This is a genomic window from Variovorax sp. GW821-FHT09B05 (assembly GCF_059418265.1).
The window spans coordinates 17,152-29,830 of the sequence record NZ_JBWKPN010000016.1; the positions used below are offsets into that span (position 1 = coordinate 17,152).

16 protein-coding genes are annotated in these 12,679 nt (G+C 70.3%); 9 read left to right on the plus strand and 7 right to left on the minus strand.

All coding sequences use genetic code 11. The annotated features are described in order from the left end of the window. Positions 1-79 precede the first annotated feature (79 nt). Positions 80-556 carry an outer membrane protein assembly factor BamE gene (locus tag AC07RM_RS31885; protein WP_495337044.1) on the minus strand — a complete coding sequence of 159 codons (477 nt, stop codon included), beginning with the start codon at positions 554-556 and terminating at the stop codon, positions 80-82. A 71-nt stretch (positions 557-627) separates the two neighbouring features. Between AC07RM_RS31885 and AC07RM_RS31890 the strand changes: the two genes are divergently transcribed. The 8 genes from AC07RM_RS31890 to AC07RM_RS31925 all read left to right on the plus strand — a co-directional run bounded on the left by AC07RM_RS31890 (position 628) and on the right by AC07RM_RS31925 (position 7,366). Continuing rightward, a complete protein-coding gene (locus tag AC07RM_RS31890; RefSeq protein WP_057597652.1) occupies positions 628-834 on the plus strand; it encodes a DUF3460 family protein in 207 nt (68 codons plus the stop codon). Between the two features lie 75 nt (positions 835-909). After that, on the plus strand, positions 910-1,752 hold the full coding sequence (locus tag AC07RM_RS31895) for a segregation and condensation protein A (RefSeq protein ID WP_057597651.1): 843 nt from the start codon (positions 910-912) through the stop codon (positions 1,750-1,752). A gap of 124 nt (positions 1,753-1,876) precedes the next feature. Next, positions 1,877-3,466: an L-aspartate oxidase gene (gene nadB / locus AC07RM_RS31900; RefSeq protein WP_495337045.1), complete on the plus strand. Its 1,590-nt coding sequence runs from the start codon at positions 1,877-1,879 to the stop codon at positions 3,464-3,466. A gap of 71 nt (positions 3,467-3,537) precedes the next feature. Further along, entirely contained in the window at positions 3,538-4,431 is an 894-nt protein-coding gene (gene panB / locus AC07RM_RS31905; protein ID WP_495337046.1) for a 3-methyl-2-oxobutanoate hydroxymethyltransferase, read from the plus strand. 47 nt (positions 4,432-4,478) lie between these two features. Further along, positions 4,479-5,330 carry a pantoate--beta-alanine ligase gene (gene panC / locus AC07RM_RS31910; protein ID WP_495337047.1) on the plus strand — a complete coding sequence of 284 codons (852 nt, stop codon included), beginning with the start codon at positions 4,479-4,481 and terminating at the stop codon, positions 5,328-5,330. Further along, positions 5,327-5,965: a 7-carboxy-7-deazaguanine synthase gene (gene queE, locus AC07RM_RS31915; RefSeq protein ID WP_495337048.1), complete on the plus strand. Its 639-nt coding sequence runs from the start codon at positions 5,327-5,329 to the stop codon at positions 5,963-5,965. Before panC ends, queE begins: the two co-directional genes overlap by 4 nt. 28 nt (positions 5,966-5,993) lie before the next feature. Further along, complete coding sequence (locus AC07RM_RS31920; RefSeq protein WP_495337049.1) at positions 5,994-6,356, plus strand: 6-pyruvoyl trahydropterin synthase family protein; 363 nt, start codon at positions 5,994-5,996, stop codon at positions 6,354-6,356. Positions 6,357-6,511: 155 nt separating this feature from the next. Continuing rightward, a complete protein-coding gene (locus AC07RM_RS31925) occupies positions 6,512-7,366 on the plus strand; it encodes a 5'-nucleotidase, lipoprotein e(P4) family (RefSeq protein WP_495337050.1) in 855 nt (284 codons plus the stop codon). A gap of 9 nt (positions 7,367-7,375) precedes the next feature. Here AC07RM_RS31925 and nadA read toward each other — a convergent pair whose 3' ends face one another. From nadA to AC07RM_RS31955, 6 genes are all read right to left on the minus strand, one after another. Beyond that, the gene (gene nadA, locus AC07RM_RS31930; protein ID WP_495337051.1) at positions 7,376-8,491 is read right to left on the minus strand and encodes a quinolinate synthase NadA; all 1,116 of its coding nucleotides are present in this window, start codon (positions 8,489-8,491) and stop codon (positions 7,376-7,378) included. Positions 8,492-8,504: 13 nt separating this feature from the next. Next, positions 8,505-9,380, minus strand: a complete 876-nt coding sequence (gene nadC, locus AC07RM_RS31935; protein ID WP_495337052.1) for a carboxylating nicotinate-nucleotide diphosphorylase — start codon at positions 9,378-9,380, stop codon at positions 8,505-8,507. A gap of 40 nt (positions 9,381-9,420) precedes the next feature. Then, entirely contained in the window at positions 9,421-10,449 is a 1,029-nt protein-coding gene (locus tag AC07RM_RS31940) for an NAD(P)H-dependent glycerol-3-phosphate dehydrogenase (protein WP_495337053.1), read from the minus strand. 29 nt (positions 10,450-10,478) lie between these two features. After that, complete coding sequence (gene secB / locus AC07RM_RS31945) at positions 10,479-10,943, minus strand: protein-export chaperone SecB (protein ID WP_093340950.1); 465 nt, start codon at positions 10,941-10,943, stop codon at positions 10,479-10,481. A 129-nt stretch (positions 10,944-11,072) separates the two neighbouring features. Next, positions 11,073-11,339, minus strand: coding sequence for a glutaredoxin 3 (gene grxC, locus AC07RM_RS31950; protein WP_057592036.1), 267 nt, complete (start codon positions 11,337-11,339; stop codon positions 11,073-11,075). A gap of 20 nt (positions 11,340-11,359) precedes the next feature. Then, positions 11,360-11,776, minus strand: a complete 417-nt coding sequence (locus AC07RM_RS31955) for a rhodanese-like domain-containing protein (protein ID WP_495337054.1) — start codon at positions 11,774-11,776, stop codon at positions 11,360-11,362. Between the two features lie 75 nt (positions 11,777-11,851). On the opposite strand from AC07RM_RS31955, the gene gpmA reads away from it, so the two are divergent. Continuing rightward, positions 11,852-12,595 carry a 2,3-diphosphoglycerate-dependent phosphoglycerate mutase gene (gene gpmA, locus AC07RM_RS31960; RefSeq protein ID WP_093340953.1) on the plus strand — a complete coding sequence of 248 codons (744 nt, stop codon included), beginning with the start codon at positions 11,852-11,854 and terminating at the stop codon, positions 12,593-12,595. Positions 12,596-12,679: the final 84 nt, after the last annotated feature.

The window sequence follows — 12,679 nt, forward strand, 5'->3', positions numbered from 1 at the left end:
CGGTGGCGCCGAGCTTAGTCGGCGCCCCGCGCTTCGCGCCCCCCATTTTCATGGGGTGACCGGGGCGCGTTTCCCGGCCTCAGGGCGCCTCGGTGCCTCGGTCGGGCGAGGAGCCGCTGCGCACCACGCGCTGGTCGTCGTTGAGCACCGCGGTGAACACCATCGGCGAGTTGGGCGGCTGCAGCCAGCGCCATTCCCATTCGTACTCGCGGCGCAGCGGATAGGGCGTGACCTTGGCCGGCTTGCCGAGCATCTTGCGCAGGTCCTCCATCGCCATGCCGTTGGTCACGCGCGCGAAGTTCTCGGGCGTGAGCACCTGGCGCAGCGCGCTCATCTTTCCGTCGGCGCCGATGGTGACCATGTAGTTCTTCTGGCCCTGGGGCTGGCGGTTGTATTCGAACACCCGGCCGCCGGGCGCATCCCAGACGTTCTCGGGTTCGCCGAAGCGCGCGCGCACGTCGGCCTCGGTCGACACGCCCTCCTCGAGCTGCTCGATGCGCTGCGAATCGCAGCCCGCGACGAGGGCCGCCACCGCCGCCAGCCATACGGCCGCCACCCCGATCCGCCAGACTCGTACCTGCCCCATGCCGTCCCCCGGTAAAATTCGCGCCCACAAAGGTTCAGTCTATGTCCATCTTCCGCCGCCCCCACTACACCTCCGAGATCACCAGCTTCATCGACGAGATGAAAACCAAGAAGCCGACGCTCGAGGCGGAACAGCGCGCCGGCCGCGCCCTGCTCTGGGACAAGCACCTCGACCGCGGCCTGCTCGAGGAATACGCGGAAGCCCGCGTGCCGCAGCAGCCCTACGTCTACCAGACCCAGGCCAAGTAAGAACATGATGCCGATGCGGCATCCGTCGCCCGCCAATGCTGGGCACGGCGCTACGTTTTCGATAGCGCCTGCCCGATGAGCGGACCGCGCGACGAGGACAGCGACACGCTGGTGGTGGCCATGCCCGAGGTGGTCGACCAGGTCGCGCTCGCCCGGCTCTACGGCGAGCCGCTGTTCGCGATGCCGAAGGACCTGTACATCCCGCCCGAGGCGCTGCAGGTCTTCCTCGAGGCCTTCGAGGGCCCGCTGGACCTGCTGCTGTACCTGATCCGCAAGCAGAACTTCAACATCCTCGACATCCCGATGGCCGCGCTGACGCGGCAGTACCTGAGCTACGTCGACGAGATCCGCCAGACCAACCTCGAGCTCGCGGCGGAATACCTGCTGATGGCCGCGATGCTGATCGAGATCAAGTCGCGCATGCTGCTGCCGCCCAAGAAGGCGGCCGAGGGCGAGGAAGCCGAGGACCCGCGCGCCGAGCTCGTGCGCCGGCTGCTCGAGTACGAGCAGACCAAGCTACAGGCCGCCTCGCTTAACGCGATGCCGACCTACGGGCGCGACTTCTGGCGCGCCCAGGTCTACATCGAGCAGTCGCTCAAGCCGCGCTTCCCCGAGGTGGCGGTGGTCGACCTGCGCGATGCCTGGGCCGACATCATGAAGCGCGCCAAGCTCGTGCAGCACCACAAGATCTCGCGCGAGGAACTCAGCGTGCGCGAGCACATGAGCATCGTGCTGCGCCACCTGCAGGGCCAGCGCTTCGTGGAATTCGAGAAGCTGTTCGACATCTCGCGCGGCGCGCCGGTGATGGTCGTGACCTTCATCGCGATGCTCGAGCTGGCCAAGGAAACGCTGATCGAGATCACGCAGGCCGAGGCCTTCGCGCCGATCTACGTGCGGCTGGCCTACTCTCCCGCCTGAAGCGCCATGCGGCCCACTTCCTTCGCGCGCCGCCCGGCGGCGCGGCACCTCCCCCTCACCCCGTCGGGCCGGACCGGTGCGCTGCCGCACCACCGATCCTGACCCTCGTCCCTTCCCGCGCGCCATGGCCTCCTCCCTCGATTTCGACGTCCTCATCGTCGGCAGCGGCCTCGCCGGGCTCTCCGCGGCCCTGCTGCTGGCGCCCACGCACCGCGTGGCGGTGCTGACCAAGCGCGCGCTGGCCGACGGCTCGAGCGGCTGGGCCCAGGGCGGCATCGCGGCGGTGCTGGCCGCGGGCGACAGCTTCGACGCCCATGTCGACGACACGCTGGTGGCCGGCGCCGGCCTGTGCGATCCGGCCGCCACGCGCTTCGTGGTGGAGCACGCGCCCGAGGCCATCGGCTGGCTGCGCGAGCTCGGCGTGCCCTTCTCCGAGGAGGACGGCGACCTGCACCTCACGCGCGAGGGCGGCCACAGCCAGCGCCGCATCGTGCACGTGACCGACGCCACCGGCGCGGCCGTGCAGCAGGTGCTGATCGAGCGCGTGCGCCGCACGCCCAACGTCACGCTGTTCGAGCACCACACCCTGGTCGACCTGGTCGCCGGCGAGCGGCTCGGCGCGCCCGAGGCGGGCTGCGCGGGCCTCTACGCGCTCGACGACGCCAGCGGCGAGGTGCTGGCCTTCCGCGCGCCGCACACCATCCTGGCCACGGGCGGCGCGGGCAAGGTCTACCTCTACACCACCAACCCCGACACCGCCACCGGCGACGGCATCGCCGCCGCCTGGCGCGCGGGCTGCCGGGTGTCGAACATGGAGTTCATCCAGTTCCACCCGACCTGCCTGTATCACCCGCATGCCAAGTCCTTCCTGATCAGCGAGGCGGTGCGCGGCGAAGGCGGGCTGCTGAAACTGCCTGAATCGGCGGGAGGCACCCGCTTCATGCCGCAGCACGACGAGCGCGCCGAGCTCGCGCCGCGCGACGTGGTGGCGCGCGCGATCGACTTCGAGATGAAGAAGCACGGCCTGGACTGCGTGCACCTCGACATCTCGCACCAGAGCCCCGATTTCCTGCGCGCGCATTTCCCGAACATCCTCGCGCGCTGCGCCGAGCTCGGCATCGACATCACGCGCGAGCCGATCCCGGTGGTGCCGGCGGCCCACTACACCTGCGGCGGCGTGGTGACAGACCTGGCCGGCCGCACCGACCTGCCGGGCCTCTACGCGATCGGCGAGACCGCCTGCACCGGGCTGCACGGCGCGAACCGGCTGGCCAGCAATTCGCTGGTGGAGTGCATGGTGTTCGCGCGCGCGGCCGCCGCGGCCATCGGCGCCGCGCCGGCACGCGAGGCGGTGGCGCTGCCGGCCTGGGACGCGAGCCGCGTGACCGATGCCGACGAGGCGGTGGTGATCTCGCACAACTGGGACGAGCTGCGCCGCTTCATGTGGGACTACGTGGGCATCGTGCGCACCAACAAGCGCCTGGAGCGCGCGAGCCACCGCATCGCGCTGCTGCAGGCCGAGATCCACGAGTTCTATGCCAATTTCCACGTCACGCGCGACCTGCTCGAACTGCGCAACCTGGTGCAGGTGGCCGAGCTGATCGTGCGTTCCGCGCAGGCCCGCCACGAGAGCCGGGGCCTGCATTTCAGCCGCGACTATCCTTCGCTCGCCGAGCCCACCGCACCCACGGTGCTGGTGCCGGCCGACCGATAGCCCCACCCGTTCCCGCCTTCTTCAACCCCCAGGATGCCCGGCCACCGACGCCCGCAGGGAGAAACCCAACCATGTCCAACGCCTCCACCCCGAACGAAGCCACCGCCGCCACGCCCTACGGCACGCTGCCGACGGCCTCGCAGCCCGCCACGCGCAAGCCGCTGAGCCTGCCGCGGCTGGCCGAGCTGCATGCGCGCGGCGAGAAGATCGCGATGCTCACGGCCTACGACGCCACCTTCGCCGCCGTGGCCGATGCCGCGGGCGTCGAATGCCTGCTGGTCGGCGATTCGCTCGGCATGGTCTGCCAGGGCCTGTCGAGCACGGTCGGCGTCACGCTCGAGACCATGCGCCATCACACCGACAGCGTCTCGCGCGGGCTGCGCCGCGTGCAGGGCACGGCCTGGCTGATCGCCGACCTGCCCTTCGGCAGCTACCAGGAGTCGCGCGAACAGGCGCTGCGCAGCGCCACCGTGCTGATGCAGGCCGGCGCCCACATGGTGAAGCTCGAGGGCGGCGGCTGGACCACCGAGACCGTGCGCTTCCTGGTCGAGCGCGGCATCCCGGTGTGCGCGCACCTGGGCCTGACGCCGCAGACCGTGCATGCGCTCGGCGGCTACCGGGTGCAGGGCAAGGGCGACGCCGCCGCGGCCCGGCTGCGCGAGGAGGCCCAGGCGCTGCAGGATGCGGGCGCCGCGATGCTGGTGCTCGAGATGGTGCCGGCCGCGCTGGCCGCCGCGCTCACGGCCGAACTCGCGCGCTGCGCCACCATCGGCATCGGGGCCGGCCGCGGCACCGCGGGCCAGGTGCTCGTGCTGCACGACATGCTGGGCCTGAACCTGGGGCGCATGCCGAAGTTCGTGCGCAACTTCATGGACGGCGCCGGCGGCATCCCGCAGGCGCTCGCGGCCTACGTGCGCGCCGTCAAGGACGGCAGCTTTCCCGACGACCGGCTGCACGCCTGGTAACCCACCCCGTTTTTCTCTTTCCTTCCTCACTCCAAGGAGACCGTTCCATGTTCATCGCCCGCACCATCCCCGAACTGCGCGACCACCTGGCGCGCTTCGAACGCCCCGCCTTCGTGCCGACCATGGGCAACCTGCACGACGGCCACATCGCGCTGGTCACGCAGGCGAAGCCGCTGGGCGACGCCACCGTCGCGAGCATCTTCGTGAACCGGCTGCAGTTCCTGCCGCACGAGGACTTCGACACCTATCCGCGCACCTGGGACAGCGACTGCGCCAAGCTGGAAGCCGCCGGCTGCGACGTGCTGTTCGCGCCCGACGAGAAGGCGCTCTATCCCGAGCCCCAGACCTGCAAGGTGCATCCCGACCCGGCGCTGGCCGACATCCTCGAGGGCCACTTCCGGCCCGGCTTCTTCGTCGGCGTATGCACCGTGGTGATGAAGCTGTTCAGCTGCGTGCAGCCGCGCGTGGCGGTGTTCGGCAAGAAGGACTACCAGCAGCTGATGATGATCCGCCACCTGGTGCGGCAGTTCGCGCTGCCGATCGAGATCGTGGGCGGCGAGACGCGCCGCGCCGACGACGGCCTCGCGCTCTCCTCGCGCAACGGCTACCTGAGCGAGGGCGAGCGCGCCGAGGCGGTGCAGCTCTCGCGCGCGCTCAAGGAGATCGCCGAGGCCGTGCGCGGCGGCGGCGAGCTCGCGGCGATCGAGGGGCGCGCGATGCAGGCGCTGGCGCAGCGCGGCTGGCAGCCCGACTACCTGACGGTGCGCCGGCGCCTCGACCTGCAGCCGCCGGCCGCGCTCGACGGCGCCGAGCCGCTGGTGGCGCTCGCGGCCGCGCGCCTGGGCAGCACGCGGCTGATCGATAACCTCGAGATCGAGCCCTGGGCGGCAACGCGATGAGCTATAGCGTCAAGGAGATCTTCTACACGCTGCAGGGCGAAGGCGGCCAGGCCGGCATGCCGGCCGTGTTCTGCCGCTTCGCGGGCTGCAACCTCTGGAGCGGCCGCGAGGCCGACCGCGCCAGTGCCGTCTGCCGTTTCTGCGACACCGATTTCGTCGGCACCGACGGTACGCTGGGCGGCAAGTTCAAGGAAGCCGATGCGCTGGCCGACACCATCGCCGCGCAGTGGCCCGCCGACGATGCCGGCCACCGCCTCGTGGTGCTGACCGGCGGCGAGCCGCTGCTGCAGGTCGACGCCGCGCTGATCGATGCGCTGCATGCGCGCGGCTTCCGCATCGCCGTCGAGAGCAACGGCACCGTGGCCGCGCCCGAGGGCATCGACTGGCTCTGCATCAGCCCCAAGGCCGGCGCGCCCTGGGTGCAGCGGCGCGGCCAGGAACTCAAACTGGTGTGGCCGCAGGAGGGCATCGACCTCGACGCGATGGCACGCAGCGGCGAGTTCGCGCTCCGCTTCCTGCAACCCATGGACGGCCCGCGGCAGGCCGCCAACACCGCGCTGTGCATCGACGCCTGCCTGCGCCAGCCGCTGTGGCGCCTCAGCGTGCAGACCCACAAGTTCACCGGCATCCGCTGATGCCCGCTTTCCCGTTCTTCCGTTCCCCATGCGATTCACGATCAGCCAACGCTTCTTCTTCGACGCCGCCCACACCCTGAAACGCGAGATCGAAGCCGAAGGCAGCCGCCGCATCCACGGCCACACCTACCACGCCGAGGTCTGGCTCGGGGGCGAGCGCGATCCCGCGACCGGCATGGTGATCGACCTGGGCCTGCTGCGGCGCCGGCTCGAGGCAGTGCGCGAGCAGCTCGACCACCGGCTGCTCGACGAGGTGCCCGGGCTGCATCCGCCCACGCTGGAGAACCTGTGCCTGTTCATCGCCGAGGCGTTGGGCGAACTTCAGGCTTCGCTGGCGCGCGTGCGGGTGTGGCGCGAGGCGTTGGGCGACTCCTGCACGCTGGAGTTCTGACTCAGCGCTCCCGCGCGGCGCCGTGACCGACCGCATCCGCAAGCCCGAGGGCCATGGATAAGAACCGCTGCGCAAGAAAAGCCGGACGACGAAGCCGGTTTGATACAACGGCGGGCGTCCCTTTTTTTACAACACGATCCAGGGAGGATTGCAGCTTGAAACCCCATTCGACCCCACGCCGCTTCGCGGCCATCGCCAGCGCCACGGCCGCGCTGCTGCTCGCCGCGGGCTGCGCCCAGACGCAGGCCCCGCCCGCCGCCGCGGGCGCCGGCACGAACAACCTGCTGATCGGCGCCGTGGCCTGGAAGCAGACCGCGGCCGAGTACCGCGCGCTCTATCACCAGGGCTTCAACGTGGCGCGCATGCACGTGGAGGCGGCGCTGCAGAAGCGCCGCCCGGGCGACAAGCCGCTGGCGGTGGTGACCGACATGGACGACACGATCCTGCTGCCGCTCGCCTACTGGGGCTACCTGATCAACGAGGGCCAGGATTTCTTCGACGATCCGAAGTGGGACGCGTGGATTCCGAAGAACCAGATCGTGCCCTCGCCCGGCTCGCAGGAGTTCCTGCGCTTCTGCCGGGAGAACGGCGTGGAGGTGTTCTACGTGACCAGCCGCGAACAGGGCGAACGCACCTACGAGTACGCGATGGAACACCTCAAGGTGCTGGGCGCGCCCTATGCCGACAAGGAGCACCTGACCGTGCTGCGCGACAGCAGCAACAAGCAGCCGCGGCAGGAGCAGATCGCGCAGCAGTTCGACGTGGTGGTCTACCTCGGCGACAACCTCAACGACTTCCGGCGCAAGTACTACGTGAAGAACGTCGACCAGCGGATGCAGGCGATGGAAGCCGACCGCGAGCAGTTCGGCCGCAAGTACGTGCTGTTCCCGAACCCGACCGACGGCCACTGGATGGCCGCGATCTTCGGCGACTCGGAGCCGCCGGCGAGCGACGCCAACCGCGAGCTGTTCAGGAAGGCCGCGACCCGTTCCGCCTGGGACGGGCGCTGAGGGGCTTCGTCAGGCCGCGCCGATCCCCGCCACCAGGCTGCCCGGCGCGATGCCGTTCTTCAGGCCGGCCGTGAAGGCCAGCATGCGGTCGATCGGCACGCGCGCGCGCAGGCCCAGCGCCGGGTCGACGTGGATCTCGCCGGCGCCGGTCTCGAGCGCGTTCGCGAGGTCGGCCAGCCCGTTCATCGCCATCCACGGGCAATGCGCGCAGCTCTTGCAGGTGGCGCCGTTGCCGGCCGTGGGCGCCTCGATGAAGGTCTTGCCGGGGTTGAGCGTGCGCAGCTTGTGCAGCATGCCGTTGTCGGTCGCAACGATGAACTCGGTCGCGTCGAGCTGGCGCGCGGCGTTGAGGATCGCCGAGGTCGAGCCCACGGCATCGGCCAGCGCGATCACCTCGGCCGAGGACTCGGGATGCACCAGCACCTTGGCGCGCGGATGGGCCTGCTTGAGCAGCTCGAGCTCGAGCGCCTTGAACTCGTCGTGCACGATGCACGCGCCGTTCCAGCTCACCATGTCGGCGCCGGTCTGGCGCTGGATGTAGTCGCCGAGGTGGCGGTCGGGGCCCCAGAGGATCTTGCGGCCCTGCGCATGCAGCGCGCCCACCACGTCGAGCGCGCAGCTCGAAGTGACGAGCCAGTCGGCGCGCGCCTTCACGGCGGCGCTGGTGTTGGCGTAGACGACCACGGTGCGGTCGGGATGGGCGTCGCAGAAGGCGCTGAACTCGTCGACCGGGCAGCCCAGGTCGAGCGAGCAGTTGGCGTCGAGGTCGGGCATCAGCACCCGCTTCTCGGGCGACAGGATCTTGGCGGTCTCGCCCATGAAGCGCACGCCCGACACCACCAGCGTGCCGGCCGCATGGTCGCGGCCGAAGCGCGCCATCTCGAGCGAATCGCTGACGATGCCGCCGGTTTCCTCGGCCAGGTCCTGCAGGTCGGGGTGGACGTAGAAGTGCGACACCATGACCGCGTCGCGCTCGCGCAGCAGGCGGCGGATGCGCTCCTTGAGCGCCTCGCGCTCGGTGGGCGTGGGCTCGGGCGGCACGCGGGCCCAGGCGCGGCGGGTGTCGCAGACGCTCCCTTCGGCAGGCTGCTCGTACTCGACATCGATGACGGCGGAGGAAGCCATGCGCGCGTCCCCCTCAGCGGTCCTGGAAGCGCATCGAGAAATCGATGGCCTTGACGTCCTTGGTCAGCGCGCCGACCGAGATCCGGTCGACGCCGGTCTCGGCCAGTTCGCGCAGGCCGTCGAGCGTGACGCCGCCCGAGATCTCGAGCACCGCGCGGCCTTCGCCGGCGGCGTCGTTGATGCGCACCGCCTCGCGCAGGGTCGGCAGGTCCATGTTGTCGAGCAGCACCATGCGCGCGCCGGCGTCGAGCGCCTCCTGCAGCTGCGCCAGCGTCTCGACCTCGATCTCGACGAAGTCGGCGCGCTCGGCCGCCGGGGCCACGGCGCGCAGGGCGGCGGCCACGCCACCGGCCGCGGCGATGTGGTTTTCCTTGATCAGCACGGCGTCGTACAGGCCGATGCGGTGGTTGAGGCCGCCGCCGGTGCGTACCGCGTACTTCTGCGCCAGGCGCAGGCCCGGCAGGGTCTTGCGCGTGTCGACGATGCGCGCGCGCGTGCCCTCGACGATGTCGCTGTAGAGCGCGGCCTTGGTCGCCACGGCGCTCAGCAGTTGCAGGAAGTTGAGCGCGGTGCGCTCGGCGGTCAGCAGCGCGCGGGCCGGGCCTTCCATCTCGAGCACGACCTGGTTCGGCTCGCAGCGCCCGCCCTCGGCGCAGCGCCAGTCGATGCGCACCTGCGGATCGAGCTGCGCCAGCGTGGCCTCGACCCAGGGCGCGCCGCACAGCACGGCCGGCTCGCGCACCAGCACGCGCGCGTGGGCGCGGCGGCCGGCATCGACCAGGGAGGCGGTGAGGTCGCCGTCGGCGACGTCCTCCTGCAGTGCGCGGGCCGCATCGGCCTGGGCCAGCGCGGCGATGGCCGGCGCGGAGAAATCGAAACGGGAACGCATGGGGCGGCTTGTCTTCCGGATGTTGTTATGGGGGCCGCCTTCAGGGCGGCGGCCGGACCGATTCGGGCACCGGGTCGCGCCCGGTGAGCGCGGCCACGGCATCGGCCGGGCTCACGCGGCCGTCGAGCAGCGCGACCACGCCCTCGGCGATGGGCATTTCCACGCCCAGCCCGCGGGCGCGCTGCACCACGGTGCGGGCGCAGTAGACGCCCTCGGCCACGTGGCCGAGCGAATCGACCGCCTGCGCCAGGGTGCGGCCCTGGGCCAGCAGCAGGCCGACCTTGCGGTTGCGCGACAGGTCGCCGGTGGCGGTCAGCACCAGGTCGCCCAGGCCCGACAGGCCCATGAAGGTGTCGGTGCGGGCGCCGAGCGCGAGGCCGAAGCGGGTCATCTCGGCCAGGCCGCGCGTGATCAGCGCGGCGCGTGCGTTGAGGCCCAGCGCGAGGCCGTCGCACAGGCCGGTGGCGATGGCCAGCACGTTCTTGACCGCGCCGCCGACCTCGACGCCGACGATGTCGTCGTTGGCATAGACCCGCAGCGCGGGTCCGTGGAAGGCGTCGACCAGCGCGTCGCGCACCGCGGCATGCGGGCTGGCGGCCACCAGCGCGGTGGGGCGGCCCTCGGCCACTTCCTGCGCGAAGCTCGGGCCGCTGAGCACGCCGGCCAGCAGCTCAGGCGCGACCTGCGCGCGGATCTCGTGGGCCAGCAGGCCGAAGGAGGAAGCGGTGGTGTTCGCGGCCTGCGCGGGCTCCACGCCCTTGCAGAGCCAGGCGACCGGCACGCGGGTGCCGCTGTCGCGCAGGGTTTCTAGCTGCTGGCGCAGCGCGGCCATGGGCGTGGCCACGATGACCAGGTCGGCGCCGGCCTGCGCCTGGCCGATGCCGCCCGCGCGCACCGAGAGCGAGGCTGGCAGTGCCAGCCCCGGCAGGTAGCGGGTGTTCTCGCGGGCCCGGGAGATGGTCTCGGCCTGGGCCGCGTCGCGGGCCCACAGCGTGACCTCGTGGCGGGCGGCCGCATTGACGGCCACCGCCGTGCCCCAGGCGCCGGCGCCATGAACGCAGATCTTCATCGGCGTCGCGGCGTTGCGTGCCGTCGGGCTTACTGCGTGATGATGGGCGAAGGCTGGCCGGCGGCCTGTGCCTGCTGCTGCTCGTACATGGCCTGGAAGTTGATCTCGGCCAGGTGCACGGGCGGGAAGCCGCCGCGCTGGATCACGTCGGCCACGTTGCCGCGCAGGTAGGGGTAGACGATCTGCGGGCAGGCGATGCCGAGGATCGGGCCCATCTGGTCTTCGGGCAGGTTGCGGATCTCGAAGATGCCGGCCTGCTTGGCTTCGACCAGGAACACGGTCTTGTCGCCGATCTTGGTCTGCACGGTGGCGGACACCGACACCTCGAAGATGCCGTCGGCCACGGGCTGGGCGTCCACGCCGAGCTGGATGTCGACGGTGGGCTGTTCCTGTTCCAGCAGGATCGCGGGCGAGTTGGGTTGTTCGAGCGACAGGTCCTTGAGGTAGACGCGCTGGATCTGGAACACGGGATCTTGGGCTTGCTGGTCGGCCATGGCTGAACTTTCGAGGGTCAAAACAAGGCCCGCCGGGGGATGGTTTCCCGCGGCGGGCCGCAGATGGTGAACGGGCGATTATCGCCCTGCGATGTGACGGCTACGGACCGGCGGTCGGCCGGGTCCGGATCAGGCCGCCTGGCCCTGCAGCAGCGGCACCAGGCCGCCGCGGCTGTCGAGCGCCATCAGGTCGTCGCAGCCGCCCACGTGGGTGTCGCCGATGAAGATCTGCGGCACCGTGCGGCGCTGGGTGATCTCCATCATGGCCATGCGCGCCTGGGGATCGCTGTCGATGCGGATCTCCTCGATCTGCTCGACGCCCTTGGACTTGAGGATCTGCTTGGCGCGTGTGCAGTAGGGGCACACGGCGGTGGTGTACATCTTGACGGCTTGCATGGTTCGTATCTCGGTGGGGTTCAGGCCTTTTCAACCGGCAGATTAGCCGCTTTCCACGCCTTGAGCCCGCCGGACACCGCTTGGGCCTGCTCGTAACCCAGCTTCTTGGCCGCGGCCACAGCGCGCTGCGCGCGCGAGCCGTTCTCGCACACCAGCAGCAGCGGCAGGTTCTTGTTCTTGACCGTGGAGGCCAGCTTTTCCTCGAGCTGGGCCAGCGGCACGTTCTTGGCGCCGATCATGTGGCCGGCGGCGAATTCCTCGGGATCGCGCAGGTCGACCAGCACCGCGCGCTCGCGGTTGATGAGGTGCACCGCCGCGTCGGCCGTCAGCGTGCCGCCCCCCGCGCCGCGAATCAGCGGCCAGGCCAGCATGGCGCCCGAGCTGAGCACGATCAGGACCAGCATCCAGTTCGCAGTGACGAATTCGATCAATTTCACGAGGGTTCCTTGGAGAGAGGCAAACCCGGGATTTTAGAATGTCGGGTTTACAAAGCGCTGCCAAAGGCCTCCGACATGCACAAACTGGTACTGATCCGCCACGGCGAATCGACCTGGAACCTCGAAAACCGCTTCACCGGCTGGACCGACGTCGACCTGACCGAGACCGGCGTCGAGCAGGCCAAGCAGGCGGGCCGGCTGCTGAAGGCCGAGGGCTACGACTTCGACGTGGCCTACACCAGCGTGCTCAAGCGCGCCACGCGCACCCTGTGGCACACGCTCGACGAACTCGACCGCACCTGGCTGCCGGTGGTGCACTCGTGGCGCCTCAACGAACGCCACTACGGCGGCCTGCAGGGCCTGAACAAGGCCGAAACGGCCAAGAAGTACGGCGACGAGCAGGTGCTGGTCTGGCGCCGCAGCTACAGCACGCCGCCCCCGCCGCTGGAAGCCGACGACCCGCGCAGCGAACGCAGCGACGTGCGCTACGCCAAGCTCTCGCCCGAGCAGATCCCGCTGACCGAATGCCTGAAGGACACGGTGGCGCGCGTGCTGCCGTTCTGGAACGAGTCGATGGCCCCGGCCATCCGCACCGGCCGCCGCCTCGTGGTGGCGGCGCACGGCAACTCGATCCGCGCGCTGGTGAAGTACCTGGACGGCATCTCGGACGACGACATCGTCGGCCTGAACATCCCGAACGGCATTCCCCTGGTGTACGAGCTCGACGACGATCTCAAGCCGCTGCGGCACTACTATCTGGGCGATGCCGCCGCCGCCGAGAAAGCCGCCGCCGCGGTCGCCTCGCAAGGCAAAGGCTGAAGCCGCGCTGTAGAAAAACCGTGCCCGCCGCTCCACCCGTGGAACCCCGGCGGGCAATTTGTTTCCAAGCTGTGTATATTGGTT

Bases quoted from the DNA above. Each gene is read 5' to 3' on its own strand.
- AC07RM_RS31890 (WP_057597652.1), top strand. From the start codon at position 628: ATGTCCATCTTCCGCCGCCCCCACTACACCTCCGAGATCACCAGCTTC.
- AC07RM_RS31895 (WP_057597651.1), top strand. From the start codon at position 910: ATGAGCGGACCGCGCGACGAGGACAGCGACACGCTGGTGGTGGCCATG.
- nadB (WP_495337045.1), top strand. From the start codon at position 1,877: ATGGCCTCCTCCCTCGATTTCGACGTCCTCATCGTCGGCAGCGGCCTC.
- panB (WP_495337046.1), top strand. From the start codon at position 3,538: ATGTCCAACGCCTCCACCCCGAACGAAGCCACCGCCGCCACGCCCTAC.
- panC (WP_495337047.1), top strand. From the start codon at position 4,479: ATGTTCATCGCCCGCACCATCCCCGAACTGCGCGACCACCTGGCGCGC.
- queE (WP_495337048.1), top strand. From the start codon at position 5,327: ATGAGCTATAGCGTCAAGGAGATCTTCTACACGCTGCAGGGCGAAGGC.
- AC07RM_RS31920 (WP_495337049.1), top strand. From the start codon at position 5,994: ATGCGATTCACGATCAGCCAACGCTTCTTCTTCGACGCCGCCCACACC.
- nadA (WP_495337051.1), bottom strand. From the start codon at position 8,491: ATGGCTTCCTCCGCCGTCATCGATGTCGAGTACGAGCAGCCTGCCGAA.
- nadC (WP_495337052.1), bottom strand. From the start codon at position 9,380: ATGCGTTCCCGTTTCGATTTCTCCGCGCCGGCCATCGCCGCGCTGGCC.
- AC07RM_RS31940 (WP_495337053.1), bottom strand. From the start codon at position 10,449: ATGAAGATCTGCGTTCATGGCGCCGGCGCCTGGGGCACGGCGGTGGCC.
- secB (WP_093340950.1), bottom strand. From the start codon at position 10,943: ATGGCCGACCAGCAAGCCCAAGATCCCGTGTTCCAGATCCAGCGCGTC.
- grxC (WP_057592036.1), bottom strand. From the start codon at position 11,339: ATGCAAGCCGTCAAGATGTACACCACCGCCGTGTGCCCCTACTGCACA.
- gpmA (WP_093340953.1), top strand. From the start codon at position 11,852: ATGCACAAACTGGTACTGATCCGCCACGGCGAATCGACCTGGAACCTC.